Source organism: Streptomyces arenae (assembly GCF_022343545.1).
Classification (GTDB): domain Bacteria; phylum Actinomycetota; class Actinomycetes; order Streptomycetales; family Streptomycetaceae; genus Streptomyces; species Streptomyces humi.
Genome location: NZ_JAKQYH010000069.1, coordinates 265,099 through 282,560, shown reverse-complemented (window position 1 = coordinate 282,560; position 17,462 = coordinate 265,099). Strand labels below are relative to the sequence as shown.

General features: G+C 72.5%; 13 protein-coding genes and 3 pseudogenes. 6 read left to right on the top strand and 10 right to left on the bottom strand.

Annotation, left to right across the window (positions count from 1 at the left end):
* Positions 1-18: 18 nt before the first annotated feature.
* Together MB828_RS32915 and MB828_RS32910 are read right to left on the bottom strand one after the other, a co-directional pair.
* Positions 19-1,365, bottom strand: coding sequence for an aminomethyl transferase family protein (locus tag MB828_RS32915; protein ID WP_301651366.1), 1,347 nt, complete (start codon positions 1,363-1,365; stop codon positions 19-21).
* Positions 1,366-1,604: 239 nt separating this feature from the next.
* Complete coding sequence (locus MB828_RS32910; protein WP_301651365.1) at positions 1,605-2,555, bottom strand: SDR family NAD(P)-dependent oxidoreductase; 951 nt, start codon at positions 2,553-2,555, stop codon at positions 1,605-1,607.
* Positions 2,556-2,785: 230 nt separating this feature from the next.
* Between MB828_RS32910 and MB828_RS32905 the strand changes: the two genes are divergently transcribed.
* Positions 2,786-3,709, top strand: a complete 924-nt coding sequence (locus tag MB828_RS32905) for a class I SAM-dependent methyltransferase (protein ID WP_301651364.1) — start codon at positions 2,786-2,788, stop codon at positions 3,707-3,709.
* A 24-nt stretch (positions 3,710-3,733) separates the two neighbouring features.
* On the opposite strand, the gene MB828_RS32900 is transcribed toward MB828_RS32905, so the two are convergent.
* From MB828_RS32900 to MB828_RS32890, 3 genes are all read right to left on the bottom strand, one after another.
* The gene (locus tag MB828_RS32900; protein ID WP_301651363.1) at positions 3,734-4,729 is read right to left on the bottom strand and encodes a hypothetical protein; all 996 of its coding nucleotides are present in this window, start codon (positions 4,727-4,729) and stop codon (positions 3,734-3,736) included.
* A gap of 4 nt (positions 4,730-4,733) precedes the next feature.
* Positions 4,734-5,828, bottom strand: a complete 1,095-nt coding sequence (locus tag MB828_RS32895; RefSeq protein WP_301651362.1) for a C40 family peptidase — start codon at positions 5,826-5,828, stop codon at positions 4,734-4,736.
* 189 nt (positions 5,829-6,017) lie between these two features.
* Positions 6,018-6,680: a Tat pathway signal sequence domain protein gene (locus MB828_RS32890; protein WP_133024182.1), complete on the bottom strand. Its 663-nt coding sequence runs from the start codon at positions 6,678-6,680 to the stop codon at positions 6,018-6,020.
* Between the two features lie 308 nt (positions 6,681-6,988).
* Here MB828_RS32890 and MB828_RS32885 point away from each other — a divergent pair, with 308 nt between their 5' ends.
* On the top strand, positions 6,989-7,732 hold the full coding sequence (locus MB828_RS32885; RefSeq protein ID WP_301651361.1) for a TetR/AcrR family transcriptional regulator: 744 nt from the start codon (positions 6,989-6,991) through the stop codon (positions 7,730-7,732).
* A gap of 110 nt (positions 7,733-7,842) precedes the next feature.
* Here the strand turns inward: MB828_RS32885 and MB828_RS32880 are convergent, their stop codons facing one another.
* The gene (locus MB828_RS32880; RefSeq protein WP_430381460.1) at positions 7,843-9,336 is read right to left on the bottom strand and encodes a hypothetical protein; all 1,494 of its coding nucleotides are present in this window, start codon (positions 9,334-9,336) and stop codon (positions 7,843-7,845) included.
* A gap of 187 nt (positions 9,337-9,523) precedes the next feature.
* Positions 9,524-11,284, bottom strand: coding sequence for a hypothetical protein (locus MB828_RS32875; RefSeq protein ID WP_301651360.1), 1,761 nt, complete (start codon positions 11,282-11,284; stop codon positions 9,524-9,526).
* 486 nt (positions 11,285-11,770) lie between these two features.
* Here MB828_RS32875 and MB828_RS32870 point away from each other — a divergent pair, with 486 nt between their 5' ends.
* The 3 genes from MB828_RS32870 (at position 11,771) to MB828_RS32860 (ending at position 14,435) form a co-directional block, all read left to right on the top strand.
* Complete coding sequence (locus tag MB828_RS32870; protein ID WP_301651359.1) at positions 11,771-12,622, top strand: CAP domain-containing protein; 852 nt, start codon at positions 11,771-11,773, stop codon at positions 12,620-12,622.
* A 115-nt stretch (positions 12,623-12,737) separates the two neighbouring features.
* A complete protein-coding gene (locus MB828_RS32865) occupies positions 12,738-13,478 on the top strand; it encodes a polyprenol monophosphomannose synthase (RefSeq protein WP_301651358.1) in 741 nt (246 codons plus the stop codon).
* A 210-nt stretch (positions 13,479-13,688) separates the two neighbouring features.
* Positions 13,689-14,435, top strand: a complete 747-nt coding sequence (locus MB828_RS32860) for an alpha/beta hydrolase (protein WP_301651357.1) — start codon at positions 13,689-13,691, stop codon at positions 14,433-14,435.
* Between the two features lie 160 nt (positions 14,436-14,595).
* On the opposite strand, the pseudogene MB828_RS32855 reads toward MB828_RS32860, so the two are convergent.
* A pseudogene (locus MB828_RS32855) lies at positions 14,596-14,895 on the bottom strand (4-hydroxy-2-oxovalerate aldolase); the annotation flags it as partial.
* Positions 14,895-15,272: pseudogene (locus MB828_RS32850) on the bottom strand (2-keto-4-pentenoate hydratase); the annotation flags it as partial. The pseudogenes MB828_RS32850 and MB828_RS32855, both read right to left, overlap by 1 nt.
* Between MB828_RS32850 and MB828_RS32845 the strand changes: the two are divergent.
* A pseudogene (locus MB828_RS32845) lies at positions 15,266-15,562 on the top strand (IclR family transcriptional regulator domain-containing protein); the annotation flags it as partial. The pseudogenes MB828_RS32850 and MB828_RS32845 sit on opposite strands and share 7 nt — an antisense overlap.
* A 166-nt stretch (positions 15,563-15,728) precedes the next feature.
* On the opposite strand, the gene MB828_RS32840 reads toward MB828_RS32845, so the two are convergent.
* Complete coding sequence (locus tag MB828_RS32840) at positions 15,729-17,342, bottom strand: MFS transporter (RefSeq protein WP_301651356.1); 1,614 nt, start codon at positions 17,340-17,342, stop codon at positions 15,729-15,731.
* Between the last annotated feature and the right edge of the window lie 120 nt (positions 17,343-17,462).

The window sequence follows — 17,462 nt, the reverse complement described above, 5'->3', positions numbered from 1 at the left end:
CTTCTGGGCGGACCCGCGTCAGCGGTTGTGGCGGTACAGGGTGCGGGCGTGTTCGTTGAACGGGGACGGCCGGACCGTGGCGCGGATGCGGGGGAAGCCGAGGTCGGCCCCGGGATCGGTACCGGAACCGGGGTGCTCGCCCCAGACGACCGTCACCTCGGTGCCCGGCGCGGTGCGGTCGCGGTCGATCAGGGCCTGGGCCAGGACCGTGCCGACGGGGTCGATCGACGCGCTTTGCATCGTCATGCCGATCAGGCCGTTCGCGTCCTCGACCCGGTGCCGGGAGTAAGTGAGGACGAAGCCTGGGTCCTCGCCCCCGCCGATGACGGAACGGACGTCGTCGGGGTCCAGGACGAGGGTGACCTTGCCGCGCAGCGGCGCGTCCCTCGCCTTCAGCAGGGCTTCGCGGCCCACGAAGTCGTGGCCGAAGTGGATCATCTTCCCGTAACCGAGCTCGTACGGGGAAACGTAGTAGTCCTCGATGTCCTCCGAGTAGAAGCTGCCGCCCAGCGGACGCTTGCCCTCGATACCGAACAGGGGCAGCTGACGGCGGTATTCCAACAGCTCCGGATCGGTGTAGATGCCAGGCACCGGCGAGGGGATCCAGCCGCTCTCGACGCTCGGCGTGGTATAGGCGAGGGCTCCGACGCGGCGGAGCCCGAGCGGCTCACCCGCCTTCAGGAACGCCTCCTGCACATGCGCGGCGTGTTCCCAGGGGCCGATGAACTCGAAGCCGGCCTGACCGGCCATGCCGTGCCGCAGGGCACGGAAGGCACGCCCGTGGAGGGTGACCGGGGCGGAGTGGAAGAACCTGGTGGTCTCCGGCAGCGGTCCGCCGAAGGCACGTGCCGCCAGCTCGACGGCGAGCGGGCCCTGGATCTGGTACCGGAAGAGCTTCGGGCCGCCGCCACCCGGCCGGAAGGCGGAGGAGGGATCAGTGACGAAGCCGACGTCGTAGCCGCCCTTCTCGGCGTGGTACCGCACCCAGTGCTGCGCGGCGGGGATCCCGCTCAGCAAGTACCTGTTCCCAGCCTCCCGCAGCAGGATGCCGTCGGTGACGATGTGGCCGTGCCGGGTGACCGGGACGTACTGCTTGGCCTGGCCGATCGCGAACTTCTCGAAGTTGTTCACGCCGTGGTCGGCCAGCACCCGGGTGGCGTCCGGGCCTTCGATCCACATGTCGTACATGTGGTGCGAGAGGTCGAGCAGGGCGACGCCCTCGTGCCAGGCCGCCTGCTCCTGACGCCAGCCGGTGTACTCGGGCTCGACGACCTCCGGGGTCCACGGCTCGGCGTCCGGCTGCCACAGCAGCCCGATCGGTGATCCGGCCTCGTCGATGCCGTCCTGCAGGGAAGGGGTGGTCATGTACGGCTCCTCGCCGGGCGTTCGCCCCATCGCGCTAAATCGATTTAGCGGACGCTAGCAAGGCGGCTCCGGTCACACGAGGCGCCAGGAGCGGAACCTATGAGTGCGGACCGCGTACGCTACGCGCCGACCAGCCGTCGGCGCCGTACGGGCATCACGTCCTGAGCCTGGCGTCGCCGGCGCCCCGGCCTGCCGGACACCAGCTGTGGTGGTGAGCGGACGGCCGGGGCGCCCGGGCGCTATCCGAGGACGGTGCCGGGGTCGACGCCGGTCAGGTCACGGCTCGCGTCCCACAGCCGTGCCGCCACCGACCTGTCGGCGACGTGACTCCACACCGGTTCGGGACGGGGTTCGCCGCGCAGGCCGAAGACGCGTGGCCCCCACAGCAGACCGCCGTGCACGGACGGGTCGAGCACCGCACGGACGGCCGGCCACGCGCCGGCGTCCTTGCCCTGGACGAGGAGGGCCGCGGGCGCCCCGCCCAACCGGGCTCCGACACTTCGCGCATGGACCGCGGGCCGTGACGGGGTGAGGGAGTCCAGTGCGCCGCCGGGATGGGCCACCACGCTCGTCACCGAACTGCCGGCCGTCCGCAGCCGCCGGTCGAGTTCGACGCCGAAGGACATCTGTGCCAGCTTGGAGCGTCCGTAGGTGCGCTTGGGCCGGTAGTCCGCGCGGGACTGGAGGTCGTCCAGATCGAGCCGCTCGGACTTGGCCGCGAAGCTGCCCGTGGTCACCACGCGAGCCGCCGGTGCGGCCGAGAGCAACGGCATCAGCCACCTGGTCAGCGCGAAGTGACCGAGATGATTGGTGGCGAACATGAGTTCATGGCCGTCGGCCGTCTCCCGGCGCGGCGGATCGTCGAGCGCGACGCCGGCGTTGTGGACCACCGCGTCCAGCTGTCGCACGCCCAGTGCCGCCACCGAGGCCTTGAGCGAGGAGAGGTCGGCCAGGTCCAGCCGTACGGCCCGTACCCGCGCGTCGGGGACGTGCGCGCGTATCGACGCCATGGCGGCCTCGGCCTTCGCTGTGTCGCGGCTGCCGAGTACGACGGTGGCCCCGGTCGTCGACAGCTGTTCGGCGACGAAGTACCCGATCCCGGCGTTGCCGCCGGTGACCAGGAAGACACGTCCGTCGGCACGCGGCAGCCGGCGCACGTTCCAAGGCCGGCGGGTGGAGTTGGACGACATGAGCACGGGGCTCCCTTGCTGCGGAGACGGTGTGGACCAGGGCCGCGCCGGTGGGCGGCCCGGCGTCCACGGTTCCAGCGGGCACCGACAGACGGCCGACGGATCACCGACAGACCCGGCCCGCGACCGACATCCCGCCGACAGCCCGAAGTCCCGGGCTCCGGGGCTCCGTCCGGTCCCACCGCGCAGTGAGGCCGACGAGGTGTGCGCATGGTGTTGAATGCGACCTCATGAGCGCGAGTGGACGTGCGGCGAGCCGGACGGCGGTGCTCGTCTGTCAGGGGCGGGCGGCGGCGGACGGGACGACCGCCGCGGGGCGGTTCACGGATCCGGTGGCGGTACGGCTGCTGCGCGCCGCGGAGCGGGTGCCCGTGGACGAGGTGCGCGCGGGCAGCGTGCCGCAGGGCTGGCAGGCCCGGGTGGCGTACGAGAGTGTGCGGGCCTGCGCGGAGGTCGTCGTGCCGCGGACGATCGCGATCGACGAGGCGCTGCGCACTCACTCCACCGGTCAGCTCGTCATCCTGGGCGCCGGTCTGGACACCCGCGCGTGGCGGTTGCCCGGACTTGCGGGGACCGATGTGTGGGAGGTCGATCATCCGGCCTCACAGCAGGACAAGCGTGCCCGTCTCGCCGACGCCGTCCCCCTGCTCCGCGGCCCCGGGGAGGACGCCGCGGACAGCGTCGAGGCGGCGGCCGTCGCCCGGTCCCTGCGGTTCACGCCGGTCGACTTCGCCGTCGATGATCTCGGTGCGGCGCTGGCCGCGGCCGGGCACGACCCGTCGGCGCCGACCACCTGGCTGTGGGAGGGTGTCGTGCCGTACCTCACGCGTGACGAGGTACGGGCCACGGTGGCGGCGCTCGCCGCTCGGACAGCACCGGGCAGCACGCTCGTCGTCAACTACCAGGCCCCGTCGCCGCGGGCGACCGCAGGGCGCCGTCTCGCGCGCTTGCTCGGCAGTTCCGTGACGTCCGGTGAGCCGTGGCGCTCGTTGTGGAAGCCGCCCCGGATGGCGGCGCTGCTGGCCTCGTACGGACTGGAGGTGGTCTCGGACGACGATCTCCTCACGCTGGCGCACGCGTTGGGCGGCCCGGTGGAGCGGCGGTCGTCCCTGCGGTCCGGCCGCGTGGCCGTCGCGGAGAGCCGAAGGGGGTGAGTCCGTCGGCGCCGGCTAACGGGTTCACGACTCGGCGGGCGGCGGGCCGGGCCGCCGGGTGAAGCGCCGCAGCCCCCGTCGTGTGGGCTTGAGGGGCTTGTCCTCCGGAGCGACCGGGCCTTGGCCGACAGGCCCTCGGCCGACCGTCCCTTGGCCGGTCGGGACTTTGCCAGACGGACCTTTGCCGGTCGGGCCCTGGCCGGTCGGTGACTGGCCTGCGGGCAGGGCCGGTGGCGCGGCCGACGCGGTCGGTACGCGGTGTTGGAGCCGGGTCCGGACGGCCTGGGCCATGGCCTGGTGGGACGGATCCACCAGCAGTCCCGCCGCGGCCAAGTGCTCCCACATGTGCAGCAGTTCCTGCCCTCGGGTGACCACCTGGCCCTCGTCCCACAGCCGTTGCCAGGCCGCGGTGGCGCGGGCCACCTCAGGTGCCGCGCGGTTCAGGTCGGTACGGCAGCGGATGCGTGCGACGGTCAGCGCGAGGACCGTGGAGTGCATGTAGTCGCCGCGCAGGAAGGCGAGGTAGGCCTCGATCGCCCGGGCCTCGAGGGCGAGTTCGTCCTCCGCGCCCCTGCGCAGGGTGAGGTGCTCGCGCAGCGCGCCGGCGAGCACGAACGCGGCGTGCAGTTCCTGGCGCTGCGCGTGCTGGATGATGCGTTCGACGCGAGCCAGCGGCGGGAACGCCTCCTCCTCGGCCGCGGTGCGTTCGCGCCCGGGCGGCAGATCCTCCTCCTCGCCGATGGTCCGGCTGGAACCGTCGGGGTACACGCGCAGGCGTGCCACCTGCATCACCGTGCGGTCGATGACGGTGGCCGCGACCGGGGCTCCCAGGGTGCGGGCGAACATGGCGATGGCGTCCAGGATCGCCTCGTTGGGCTGTCGCATGCCGCCCATCTCCAGGAGATGTCCGTTGACCACCGTCGACCCGTCCTCGGCCACGTAGGCGTCGAGCCGTACCAGCGGCGGTGCGCTGAGCGCGGGGAGGTTCTGCGGCTCACGGGGTGTCAGCGAGTGGGTCATCCGCTCAGACTCCGGGTCGCACGACACCGAGGACGGGCATGGAGGCGGCCGGGGCGGTCGTGACCGTGCGGCCGGGCCGCGGGGCGTGGACGATCGTCCCGGCCCCGATGTACATGCCCACGTGCGTGGCGTCGTAGTAGATGATCAGGTCTCCGGGCCGCGCGGACGCCAGGCTGACCCTGGTCAGCCCCTGCCACTGGGCCTGCGAGGTCCGCGGTATGGGGTGGCCGGCCGCCGCCCAGGCCGCGGAGGTGAGTCCCGAGCAGTCGTACGACGAGGGCCCGACGGCGCCCCACACGTACGGTTTGCCGATCTGCGCCATCGCGAAGTCGACGGCCTTCGCGGCCGCGCCGCTCGCCTTGGCGGGGCCACCGCCCGAGCCGGTCGCCGTCGTGCCGCCGTCGTCGGAACCGGAGCCCTGCCATCTGGCCTCGGCTTCCCGCGCCTGGTCCTTCTCCAACTGGGCGAGCCGGCGGGTCTGTTCCTGCTTGAGTCCCGCCTCGATCCGCTCGGCCTGGGCGATCTTCTTCTCGATCTTGCGTTTTGCGTCGGCCTTGTCCGCCCGGCTGTTCCTCAGCTCCCGCAGCTTGTCGGCGGCGGCGTCGGTCTGCCGGGTCAGCTCGGCACGGACGGTCCGCTGGGTCTCGGAGACGTTGACCAGACCGCGCATCGCCTGGCGCGCCTGGGACGCCTCGTTCAGGGCTTCGTCGGGGTGATCGCCGAGCAGCAACTGGATGCCCGTGGAGTCGAGGTTGCCGCCGCGGTACTGCGTGCGGGCGGCGACTCCGGCGAGGTCGTGCAGATCGGACAGCCGCTGCTCGGTCCGGGTCAGGTCCCTGCGGAGGGAGGCCAGTCGGCTCTCCTGCCCGGCGGCCTTCTCGTCCGCGGTGTTGTACGCCTCGGTGGCCACCTCCGCCTCGCGGTAGAGGGCGTCGAGTTCGTCGTGGATCTGCTCTATCGACCTGTCTTCTCGCGGCTCGGGTGCGCCAGGTGTCGCGTAACTCGGGCCGGATAACAGGGTGATCGTGCAGAGGAGGGCCGCCAAGGTGGCTCGGCTCCACAGCCGTCCGCCGCTGGTCGACACGTTGATCAGCTCCATTTTTCAGGGGTCGCGTGCAGACGCCCGGACGGACGGCCTTCAAGTCCCGAACACATTACCTCCCCAGCAACGACGGCCCCTCGTACCCCACCACTGTTCACCGGCCCGTCGGCGACCCGTCCATGACGACGGCCACGGCGGGCGCGGACCGAGACGGTCCGCGCCCGCCGTGGAGCCGGGGGCCCGTGGTCAGTTGGTGTAGACGGCGGGGGAACCGCTGACGCCGGCGTCGACGACCGGCGCGTACGAGGCGGAGAAGTATCCGCTGGACGCGCAGAGGGCCGATCCGGACGCCTTGGCGAAGGCCTGGTTGGTGAAGGTCAGGCTGTTGGCGGTGTTGGAGCTCACCGCGGCCAGACTGGACGCCCGGTAGACGCAGTTGACGGTGCCCAGCAGTGTGGACAGGACCACCGTGGTCTGGATGGTGCTGCCCGAGGCCGGGGTCACCGTCACCGCGCCGCCCGAGGCCGCGGACGTCGTGTAGGGCAGGTTGTTGACGGTGACGCTCTGCACGCCGGTGACGCCGAGGACGTTGCTGGTGCAGCCGCTGAAGGTCTGGGAGGTCGCGGACTCGGTCGCGGTTCCGGGGGCGGCGGGGTTCGACGTGACCGTCGCGGACAGCGACGAGCTGGTGCAGGTGATGCCGGTGGAGCCGCCGCTGGTGGTGGCGAGGGTGGCCTTGGTACCGCTCGCCAGGGACGCGGTGAGCACGTCGCCCACGGCGACCGCGTTGCCGCCGGCGCTGCCGTAGGTGAGCACGGAGCCGGCCGCCGAGACGGAGCCGGCCGGGAGGAGAGCCAGGGCGGAGAGAGCGGCGGTGACGGTTAAGGCGGAGACACCGAATCTGCGCATGCGGGAGTCCTCTTTCGGGCGTGCGGGTGGGACGAGGAAGGGGCGGCCGTCCCGAACATGGGGAGGAACGGCGGCCCGGGCGTGGCGGCCCCGGGATGGCGGGGCCGCCGGACCGGTGCGCGGTGCTGGACTGATCCGGCGTCAGGGACGCCGGTGCACTTGTTGGCGCTGTGCGGGTGCGTGAAACTGACGGCTCCAGCGGGTCGTTCGCCGGGGGTCCGCACCTGAAGAAAACCTGTGAAGGTTGTAAACCTGACGAGTATTCAACGTCAAGGCACGCTGCGTGAGTTCGCGAGAAAGGGCACGAAATGGCAGCAGGCTCGCCGGTGTCACCTCCGCTGGTACTGCCCGGTACCCGTAAGGGACGCGACCCCGAGCGTTCGCTGCGCCGGGGTCCGCGCCGCACCTCGCCCGAGGCCGTCGCCGCCAACCAGCGGGACCGGTTGCTGGACGGGTTCGTCCGCACCGTCGCCCAGGTCGGTTACGCCCGTACCCGGGTCAGCGACATCTGCCAGGCGGCCGGCGTGACCAGGCCGGTCTTCTACGAGCTCTTCAAGGGCAAGGAGGACGCCTTCCTCGCCGCCCACCGGCACGGCACGTCCCAGGTCTTCGCGGCGATGGAGGAGGCCCGCGCCCGGGCCGCGGACTGGCCGGGACAGGTGCTCGCCGGACTCGGCACGCTGCTCGCGATCCTCGCCGAGGCGCCCGCGTTCGCGGCGATGGCGCTCGTGGAGATCGACGCGGTCGGCCCCGCCGGGCGCGAGGCCCGCGAACACCTGCTGACCCGCTTCCGGGACTACTTCACCGACCTGCCGGACCGGGACCTCCCTGTCCCCGAGGAGGAGTTGGTCGACACGGTGGTCGGTGGTGTGTACTCCTCGATCTACCGTCGCATAGCGGCCGACCGGACCGCCGAACTGCCCGCCCTGCTGCCCGCCCTGGCCTACTCCGTACTCGCCCCGTTCCTCGGCCCGGAGCGCGCCGCCGCCTGCCTGGCCGACCCGCTTCCCGCCACCAGCACCCTCCCGGCCTGCCTGAACCCGGAGCCGTGAGCCGCCCGTGCGGCGACCGGGGAACGGCTACCCGGCGGCGTGCCGGCCCCGGACGCCGGGTGCGTGCGCTGGAGGGTTTCAGCCGGGCCCACGGACGAGGGGCGACGCGGTCACGGGGCGACGTAGGCGTACACCCGGTCGACCAGGTGGACCCGCTGCCAACCCTTGGCGTAGTGCGGCGGCCTGCCGTCCTCGGAGGTGATGACGGCGACCGGCATCCGCCGCGCGGTCCTCACGAGGGCGGCGGCCGTGGTGTTCTCGTTGTGGCCGCCGGTGTCGGCGGAAGCGCATCCGGCGTAGAAGGCGATGGGAATCGCGGGTGCCGTCGGGTCGTTGCCGGTGAGCACGCAGGGCGCGCGTACACCGTGGTCGTGCAGTGCGGCGGCGACCTGCGACCAGCGGTGGTGGCCCGCGGTCGCACCGGCGACCGTCCGCTCCAGCACCACCGTCTGGACGGCCAGGTGCCCGGCCAGTCCGAGCGCCACCGCGGCGACCGCGAACGGCCGCAGACGGCCCCGCGGCGCGGTCGCCAGGAAGATCAGCGCCTCGGCCACCGGCAGGGCCAGCAGGGCGTAGGCGGGCAGCAGGAAGCGCGGGGCCGCGTAGCCGATCAGGAACAGGTAGGGGAAGGCCGCCGTGGCCGCGCAGGCGCAGAGGAGCGCGGTGGCGGCGGCGCGGCGCGCCCGGACGGCGAGCGCGAGCCCGAGCACCGCGAGGACGGGCAGCACGTACCACCACAGTGTCACGGCCGGGTGCGGCATCGCCCCCGTGCACGGACGGCACAGCGTCCGGCCGCCCAGGCTGCGCAGCTGGTCGGCCACGGCGTCGTGCCAGCCGAGACCGCCCTGGATGCGTGAGCCGTCGGAGAGTCGCCGGCCGAGGCCGCCGTACGACACGAACGCCTCGATCACCCATTCGGCGGCGCCCGCCGCCAGTCCGCCGACGAGTGCGACGAGCGGCCACACGTGTCTCCATGGGCGCACCGCGACCGCGGCCACCAGCAGGGGCAGACACACCCAGGCCGCGTCCGTCGGGCGCATCAGCGCCAGCAGTGCGGCACTGCCGGCGAGCCCCCAGAGCGGTCCGGGACGGCGGTCGCGGCCGGCCTGGGCCCGCAGGAAGCAGCCCACCGCCGCGAGGGCGGCGAGCGCGACCCAGAGGTTGGGCATGGCCTGCGGGCCGTAGTACAGCGTCACCCACAGCGAGGCGAACAGCGCTCCGCCCAGCGCGACCACTCGGGGCGCCAGCAGTCCGCGCCAGGCGCGGAGCGCCAGGAAGAGACCCGCGCCGGCCAGCACCGCGAGGTAGACCCGCAGCAGGGCCGTGGACGACGACCAGGCGGCGACCGGCGCCACCAGCAGGGAGGTGCCACGGGCCCGCGGCGCGCTGAAGAACGCGGCCGGGGCGTGTCCGCTGACCTGGCTGACGTACACGGTCTCGTCCCAGCCGAGCCCCATCCCCGGCCGTACGAGGACGAGTTGGGCCACGGTGAACGCGACTCCCACCGCGGCGAGCCACGCGTCCCCTCTCCGGTCCCACCGCGCGCCGTCGTGATCGTACGGCCGTACGGAACGGACGGACGTGTCGTACGAAGTCCCGGTCATGGACTCCCCCTGTCTACTACATGATGTAGAAAATCCCCACCCTACACGCCGTAGTGTCGACGGCGCGCCGGGAGCATCCGCCATGCTCGGCGGACCGGCCCCCTCAGTGCACGACGCCGCTCCGGCACGACGGGTTTCAGCCACGGTCCGACCGGTTTCCACTGGGCCGCACGGTGGGCCGGGACGGTCAGTGGGCTGACGGGGGTGGGGCGGACGGCATGCGGGCCGTCGTGATCGTCATCGGGGTGCCGGTGACCGCGATGAGGTAGGTCCGGGACCGCAGCGCGCGGAAGCCGCCCGGTGGCGTGACGACGTACTCGGCGCCGGCGTGCGGGCCGAGGGTGGCGGGGCCGTCCACGACGGTCCACCAGTCGGAGGCGCCCTGGCCGGTGCGGCTGGCGAAGTGCGGGGTGAGCCGGGTTCCCGTGGTGTTGACGGCGTGGACGTCGACAGCGGTGACACCGACGCGGGCGTGCCGGGTGACGACACGCACCGCGAGGGTCAGGCGCAGGGGTGGTGGGCAGGCGGCGGCCACCACGACGCACAGGAGGGCGGGGGTGAGCAGCGCCGCCCCCAGGGCGGCCTTGGCACGGCGTCCGGACAGCCAGCCGAGGCGCGGCTGCCAGGCGGCGGCGAACGCGGTGGCGGGGACGGTGGCCGCGGCGGCCAGCCACAGCGGGGTCATCGTCAGGAAGTAGCCGTCCTGCGAACGGGTGGAGAGGTAGAACACGGTCCACGGAAGGACGGTGAGGGCCGGCCCGAGCCGGCGGACGAACAGCACGGTGGCGCCCAGCAGGCCGAACAGGAACAGCGTGCTGCCGTAGGAGTAGTAGTCGAGGCGGCCGCTGCCGGCGGTGAAGTAGTAGGAGATGCCCATCAGGCCCTGGCCGTGCAGGATCGCCTTCTGGGTGAGCGGCAGCAGGATGCCGTGCAGCCAGCCGGCGGGGTCCTCGACGGCGAAGTACGCGTTGACGGCGGCCCAGGTGAGCGCGGCGGTGGCGGCGTAGCGGGCGGTGACCGCCAGGGCCTGCCGGCCGCCGAGTTCACCGCGCCGGACGGCGTACAGGCCGAGCAGCAGGAACGGGGTGAGGAACCAGGCGAGTTGCTGGGCCGCGCAGGCCGCGCCCAGACAGGCCGCCCGCAGCATGCCCCGGGAGCCGAGCGAGCCGCCCGCGCCGGTGTCCGGCCAGCGGACCACCACGGGGACCAGCAGGGCGAGGGCCGTGACGGCCGGATAGCCGTCGTAGGCGTACTGGGGCAGCAGGCCGAAGCCGAGGCAGACGGCCGTGGCCGCGGACCGCCACACGGCCGGGAGCAGGGTCCACAGCAGGACCGACGAGGCCAGCAGCGCCACCGTGGTCACCAGGGTGGCGGCCGCCGTCGAGTGGACGACGGCGTGCACCGGGGCGGCGAGCAGGGCGGTCAGCGGCGGATAGCCGTAGGTGTAGTCGGCGCCGCCGGACATGGTCTTGGTGATACCGACCCGGGCGGTGCCGAAGAGCCAGGGCCAGGCCTGGCCGTAGACCGGGTGGCCGCGCAGGATCTCGCTCGCGGCCTGGGCGGTCAGGACACCTTCGTCGCTGCCCGCGTGGTCGAGCAGGTAGCCGCAGGTCACCAGGGTCACGGCGGTCACCAGCACGAGGGCGTCCACCCGGATCAGGGAGCGCCGCTCGCGGACCGTCAGGGCGAGGACACCGCAGACCAGGATCGAGGCGTAGCAGGCGGAGATGACCGCGGCGACGGCCGGGGCGGACCCCATCGCGGTGGTCCAGGCGGCACGCGTACCGATGAACAGGCTGATCGTCGCCAGCAGCGTCATCCCGCGGTGGGTCTGGCGTGGTCCGGAACCGGTGGTGACGGAAGCCGCTGACGCCGTCACCCGGTCCGTCGTCCGCCGCCACCGCGTCCTGGTGGCGACGCCCGTGCCGACACCGTAGGCGTCGGCCATGACGCCCACCTCCCTTGCCTCCCGGTCCCATTCCGAACGGCAACTACATCATGTAGAGGTAGGCGTACGGTGAGAGCACCACAGGAACCGGGTTGCATTCCGGCAGCGCGCCGCGGGATCGACCCCAGGACCCGATTCCGTGAGGTCCGTCACAGCACATTCTGGACCTAGCCGTGCCGGATAGTAGAAGACACTCTGGCGACATAGGGGATTTGTACCGCTTGAGGCGCACGGGCGTCGCGCCCGGTCCCACGGCTTTCCACCCGCGAGTCACCTTCGTCTGCCCGTGCACGCGTGTACGGGTTCTGACGGGGCGACAGGACGGCCCGGAGGCCTCGGGAAACCGGACCGGTGCGTCCCACCCTCCTGGCAAGGGCCGTCCGGGCCTACTAAGCGAGTTAGTACCGGGGCCCTTTGCGCTCCTTGTGAAGGCGTCCTAAGAATGACGACCCGCACACGCCGCCGCAGCTCAGGAGCGGGTTACGCATGGGTAGACATCGTAGGAACACGCAATACCGGCGCATGGTGATCGCCGCCGCCGCCGTGGGCGCCGTGGGCATACCGTCCGCCGCCATGGCCTGTACCGACTGGCCCGGCAGCGGCGGATACCGCGGCGCCACGAACAGCGCGACCGAGGCCCCCCAGAACGAGCAGGACTGGTGGAACGAGGCGAACTGGGCCCGCCCCTGGAACGCCGACCAGACCGGCGAGCCCTCGGGGACCGCGTCGCCGACATGGACCGCGTCGCCGACGCAGCGCGTCACGAGGACCCCGCGTGCCGCCGCGAGCGCCGGGAGGACGACCGCGCCGAGGCCGAAGGCCACGGCACCTCGGCACACCGTACGGACCACCGTTCCCCGGCCGAGCGCCACCACCGCGCCGCCCAGCACCCCGAACACCACCGCCGCCGCTTCCGCCGCCCCCGCGCCGTCGAGCACCCCGAAGGCCACCGCCACGGCGTCCGGAGTCGTCGCCCGCATCGTGGAACTCGTCAACGCCGAGCGCGCCAAGGTCGGCTGTTCGGCACTGACCCCGAACGCGACCCTGTCCAAGGTGGCGCAGGCGCACAGCGACGACATGGCACTCCACCAGAACATGTCGCACACCGGGTCCGACGGCTCCTCACCCGGAGACCGGATCACGGGGGCCGGATACACCTGGAGCACCTACGGCGAGAACGTGGCCTACGGTTACCCCACCCCCGAGCAGGTCATGGCAGCCTGGATGGCCAGTCCCGGCCACAAGGCCAACATCCTCAACTGCGCGTTCAAGGAGATCGGCGTGGGTCTCGCACAGCCGGGCAGCTACTGGACCCAGGACTTCGGCACCGCCCGCTGATCGGCGGCGCGGGAGGGCACAGGCACCGTCAGATGCGCGAGGCTGTGTCCGCCCGCCGCCTCGGCCGGGACCGGGACCGCTGAACCGGTCCCGACCGCCGACCCAGGAGTTGCCGATGACCGCCGAGTCGCCGAAGGTCGTGGTCGTCGTGCCGACCTACAACGAGCGGGACAACCTGCCCGTCCTGGCCCGTCTGCTCGCGGACCTGCCGGTGCCGGACCTGCACCTGCTCGTCGTCGACGACAACTCGCCCGACGGCACCGGCGAGGTCGCCGACGGACTCGCCGCCGAGGCACCGGGCACCGTCGGCGTGCTGCACCGCACCACCAAGGACGGACTCGGCCGCGCCTACCTGGCCGGAATGACCCGTGCCCTGGACGAGGGCGCCGACGTCGTGATCCAGATGGACGCCGACCTCTCGCATCCGCCCGCCGTGATCCCGGCCATGGTCGACACGCTGCTGACCACGGACACCGCCGTCGTCCTCGGCTCCCGCTACGTCACCGGCGGCTCGACCGCCGCCGACTGGCCCTGGCACCGCAAGGTTCTGTCCGCCTGGGCCAACGCCTACGTCAACGCGATCCTGCGCCTGCACGTGAAGGACGCCACCGCCGGATTCAAGGCATGGCGGTCCGGGACACTGCGGGCGATCGACCTGCCGTCGGTCCACAGCAACGGCTACTCCTTCCAGGTCGAGATGAACTACCGCACCGTCAAACGGGGGTTGACCATCCGCGAGGTGCCGATCCGGTTCGAGGAACGCACACGAGGGGCATCGAAGATGAGCCTCGCGGTGCAGCTCGAATCCGCCCTCACTCCGTGGAGACTGCGCTTCGGCAGGACGCGGCCCAGTTGAGACCCAGCCCCGAGGATCCTCGCGGCGGCGTGGGCTCGGGAAATCGTTTGGCGGACCGCGGCGGGCCCTGCTACCTTCACGGCGGCCGTGCGAGAGAACGAGGAGGTGGTACCCGTGAACGTTTCGACGTGGGTGCTCTCCTCCGGGGTCACGGTCGGGCGATAGGTCGTCCGGGAGCGCCGTTCAGCAGCACTCCCGAAAGGCACGACCATGGCCCTTCGCTTCACTTCCGAACAGCGCCTCGACGACGGTGTCCTCGAGCGCGAATTCACCCTCGACGAGATCCCCGGCATCCTGTGGACACCCGCGTCCGCACCCGCGCCGGAGCCGGCCCCACTGATCCTGCTCGGCCAGCCCCCACTCGGACTGCGCAAGATGTACCCCCGGCTGGTGGGGCGGGCCCGGCACGCCGCGGCGGACGGCTTCGCCACGGCCACCATCGAGCTCCCCGGCAGCGGTGACCGGCCCCGTTGGGACGCCATCGACCAGGCCCGCGCCGACCTGCGCCGCACGGTGGCAGCCGGCGAGCCGGTCAGCGACGAGATCATCGACGCCCTCGTCCTCCCGCTCGTGGACAAGGCGGTCCCGGAATGGCAGGCCGCCCTCGACGCCCTGCTGCCGCTGCCCGGGCTCGGCGGCCCGGTCGGCTACTCGGGCGGAGTCATCTCCGTCGGCGTACGACTGGCGGCGGTCGAGCCGCGCGTCGTGGCCGCCGGCCTCTTCGCCGGGAGTTTCGTGCCGCGCGCCATCCTCGAGCAGGCCCGCGAGGTCACCATTCCCCTGCACGTCCTGTTGCAGTGGGACGACGAGGTGAACGACCGTCAGGCGGCCCTGGACCTGTTCGACGCCTTCGGCTCCACGGAGAAGACCCTGCACGCCAACATGGGCGGGCACACCGGGGTCCCGCAGTCCGCGGGGGACGACGCGGCCCGGTTCTTCCGCCGGCACCTGAGGTGAGACCCGGCCGTCAGGCCACCGGCGGACGGTGAGGGTGCCGCAGGTCCCGCCGCTCCTCCTGCCGCGGCTCCCGGCGCTCCTCCGTTCTCCGGCCGCGGGCCCCTGCCGACCCGGCGGGGGCCCGCTGGGCCCGGCGGCCGTTCCCGCGCCGGCCGCCGTGTCAGGCCGGCTCGGCCGTGGACGCCAGGTCGAGGGCGATGTCCGTGATCATGTCCTCCTGCCCGCCCACCAGCCCCCGGCGGCCGACCTCCACGAGAATGGCCCGGGTGTCCACGCCGTGGCGTTCGGAGGCCTTCTCGGCGTGCCGCAGGAAACTGGAGTACACGCCCGCGTAGCCAAGGGTGAGGGTCTCGCGGTCCACTCGCACCTCGCGGTCCTGGAGCGGTCGTACGATGTCGTCGGCCGCGTCCATCAGCGGGAACAGGTCGCAGCCGTGCTCCCAGCCCATCAGGTCGGCGACAGGCAGTCGGCGCCGGTGCCGTGCGAGACCTCCTCGCCGTCGCGGCTGAGCGTCATGGTCACGGCGCGCAGGTCGACCGAGGTCAGCGGCACCGGGGTGGCGCCGAGGACGAACAGGCCGGACGAGGCGATGTCGGCGACGGTGTCGACCAGGCTGATGTCCCAGTCGGCGATCCGGCTGTCGACGATCTCCAGGGCGGGGAGGGCGAAGTCCACGGCCCGCAGTACGTCGACGACCGTCGTGTCGGGGTGCGGCAGGCCGGCCGCCAGCACGAGCGCGACCTCGGCCTCGATCTTGGGCTGGAGCAGCCGCCCGTGCGGCACCGTACTGCCGTCGGGGACCGCCATGTCGGCCAGCAGTGCCCCGAAGTCTCGCCGACGGGGTGCTCTCGGCGCCGCTGCCGCGGCTGACCCGCTACTCGGTGACCGACCCGGCCCGACTCCGCACGGCGCTCGAACAGGCCCAGGTGGCGGGTCTCGCCTACGAGGAGCAGGAGGCCGCCGAAGGAGTCAGCTGCATCGCGGCCCCGGTGTTCGGAGCAGCCGGCAAGGCGGTCGCGGCCCTGTCGGTGGCCGTACCCCGTGCCGGCTTCCACCCGGCCCGCCTGGCCCCGGCGGTGCGCACCGCCGCACTGGGCCTGTCCCGGACGCTGCGCGGCGGCGTCTGAACCGGGCACCGCCACGGGAGGTGACGGGGCGGTTGCCCGCGCCTGTCGCGTCCGGCGGGATCATCCGGTGCGCCGGATCCGTGTCACCTCGCCGTCCTCCGCAGGTGGTTGTCGCTCGGCGGTGCCGAGCGACAACCACCTGCGGCGACCGGGCGGCGGCAGCCCTTCAGCTCATGTCCCCGGCGGGGTGGGTCGCCGCGGCCGCCGGGACGTCCGTGCCATGGGCCGGCCGCACACGTATCCCGATCAGCACGAGGGCCAGCACCGCGGCCGCCAGCATGCCGATGCCGCCGATGAGGGCGCAGGTGTGCAGCGCTTCGGTGAAGCTCGCGCCGTAGGCCGACAGGGCCCGGCCGGTCGTCTCGGGAGTCTTCAGGTGCAGGAACGCACCCGCCTGGATGCCGACGTTCGACACCATGCCGTTCACCTGGCCCTGGTCGGCCGGGCTCAGACCGGACGCGGCGAGGTGTCCGGGCAGAGTGTCCAGGGTGCGGTTGGTGAGGACGACGCCGAAGACGGCGGGGCCGAGCGCGCTGCCGATCTGGCGCAGCGCGCTGTTGGACGCACCGGCCGAGCCCGCCAGCCGGTGCGGGACGCTGTTCATCGCGATGGTGGTGATGGGGGCGATGGCCAGCGCGATGCCTACGCCCAGGACACCGATCACCAGGGCGGCTTCACCGGTGCCGGTGGAGGCCTGGAAGAGGTTCACGCACAACGCGCCGACGCCGCCGAGGACGAGGCCCGTGACCAGCAGCAGTCCGGGTGACGTCCGGTTCATCAGACGGCCGACCAGCGGGCCCAGCACGACGGTGAACCCGTTGAGCGCGACCAGCCGCACTCCGATGTCCCACGTGGAGGCGTGGTGGACGAGCCCGAAGTACTCGCTCAGCGCGAAGACGAGACCGACCTGGGCGAACAGGGTGAGGGCCATCACGAGCGCGGCGCCCGAGAACGCCGAGGACCGGAACAGCCGCAGGTCCAGCATGGGGCACGGGGAGCGGAGTTCCACCAGGACGAAGGCCACCAGGCCGACGGCGGCGGCCGCGAACGCGATCACGACTTCGGCCGAACCCCAGCCGGCGCTGCCGCCCTCGATGACGCCGTACACGAGACCGGTGATGGCGACGATGGCGAGCAGCTGACCGGGGATGTCCAGGTGGCGTTCCCGCTCGGCGCGGGAGTCGGTCAGGACCACCGCCCCGGCCAGGACCGTGACCAGGCCGATGACCACGGAGGGCAGGAAGATCCAGCGCCAGCTCGCGTGTTCCACGATCACGCCGTTGATCAGCGGGCCGAGGGTGAGCCCGAGGCCGAGGGAGGCGGTCCACAGGGCGATCGCCGTGGCGCGCTTGCGGTGGTCGGGGCAGACGTGGCTGATCAGCGCGAGGGTGGAGGGCAGCAGGGCGGCGGTCCCGATGCCGGTGAGCGCCTGGCCCACGCAGACCTGGACGACGCCGCCTGCGGTCAGGCACACCAGGCAGCCGACGCAGGCCAGGGCCAGGCCGGCGAGCCAGGTCTTCTTGCGTCCGTACAGGTCGCCGATCATGCCGCAGGTCAGCAGCAGGGCGGCGGTGGGCAGGATGAACGCGTCGGTGATCCACTGGAGCCCGGCGGTGGAGGCGTCGAGCGCCTGCTGGATGACCGGCAGCGCGACCGAGACGCCGACGACCGGCAGGTAGGAGACGAACACTCCCAGACAGGCCAGCACGATGGTGGCCGTGGCGTGCCGCGTCCCGGAGCGTGGCGGTGCGGACGGTGACGGTACATGGATGGCCGACATGACACCTCGAATGAGTGGAGTACGGGGGCGACTTGACTGTCATGTCGATTCCGCGGTCCGCGCCGTGGCGCCGCGGGAATTCGGCTCGAATCTCCGTTGACATAAGCCGCTTCTGGTCAG

Excerpts from the sequence above, each read along its gene's own strand:
- MB828_RS32915 (WP_301651366.1), bottom strand. The coding sequence starts at position 1,365 with ATGACCACCCCTTCCCTGCAGGACGGCATCGACGAGGCCGGATCACCG.
- MB828_RS32910 (WP_301651365.1), bottom strand. The coding sequence starts at position 2,555 with ATGTCGTCCAACTCCACCCGCCGGCCTTGGAACGTGCGCCGGCTGCCG.
- MB828_RS32905 (WP_301651364.1), top strand. The coding sequence starts at position 2,786 with ATGAGCGCGAGTGGACGTGCGGCGAGCCGGACGGCGGTGCTCGTCTGT.
- MB828_RS32900 (WP_301651363.1), bottom strand. The coding sequence starts at position 4,729 with ATGACCCACTCGCTGACACCCCGTGAGCCGCAGAACCTCCCCGCGCTC.
- MB828_RS32895 (WP_301651362.1), bottom strand. The coding sequence starts at position 5,828 with ATGGAGCTGATCAACGTGTCGACCAGCGGCGGACGGCTGTGGAGCCGA.
- MB828_RS32890 (WP_133024182.1), bottom strand. The coding sequence starts at position 6,680 with ATGCGCAGATTCGGTGTCTCCGCCTTAACCGTCACCGCCGCTCTCTCC.
- MB828_RS32885 (WP_301651361.1), top strand. The coding sequence starts at position 6,989 with ATGGCAGCAGGCTCGCCGGTGTCACCTCCGCTGGTACTGCCCGGTACC.
- MB828_RS32880 (WP_430381460.1), bottom strand. The coding sequence starts at position 9,336 with ATGACCGGGACTTCGTACGACACGTCCGTCCGTTCCGTACGGCCGTAC.
- MB828_RS32875 (WP_301651360.1), bottom strand. The coding sequence starts at position 11,284 with ATGGCCGACGCCTACGGTGTCGGCACGGGCGTCGCCACCAGGACGCGG.
- MB828_RS32870 (WP_301651359.1), top strand. The coding sequence starts at position 11,771 with ATGGGTAGACATCGTAGGAACACGCAATACCGGCGCATGGTGATCGCC.
- MB828_RS32865 (WP_301651358.1), top strand. The coding sequence starts at position 12,738 with ATGACCGCCGAGTCGCCGAAGGTCGTGGTCGTCGTGCCGACCTACAAC.
- MB828_RS32860 (WP_301651357.1), top strand. The coding sequence starts at position 13,689 with ATGGCCCTTCGCTTCACTTCCGAACAGCGCCTCGACGACGGTGTCCTC.
- MB828_RS32840 (WP_301651356.1), bottom strand. The coding sequence starts at position 17,342 with ATGTCGGCCATCCATGTACCGTCACCGTCCGCACCGCCACGCTCCGGG.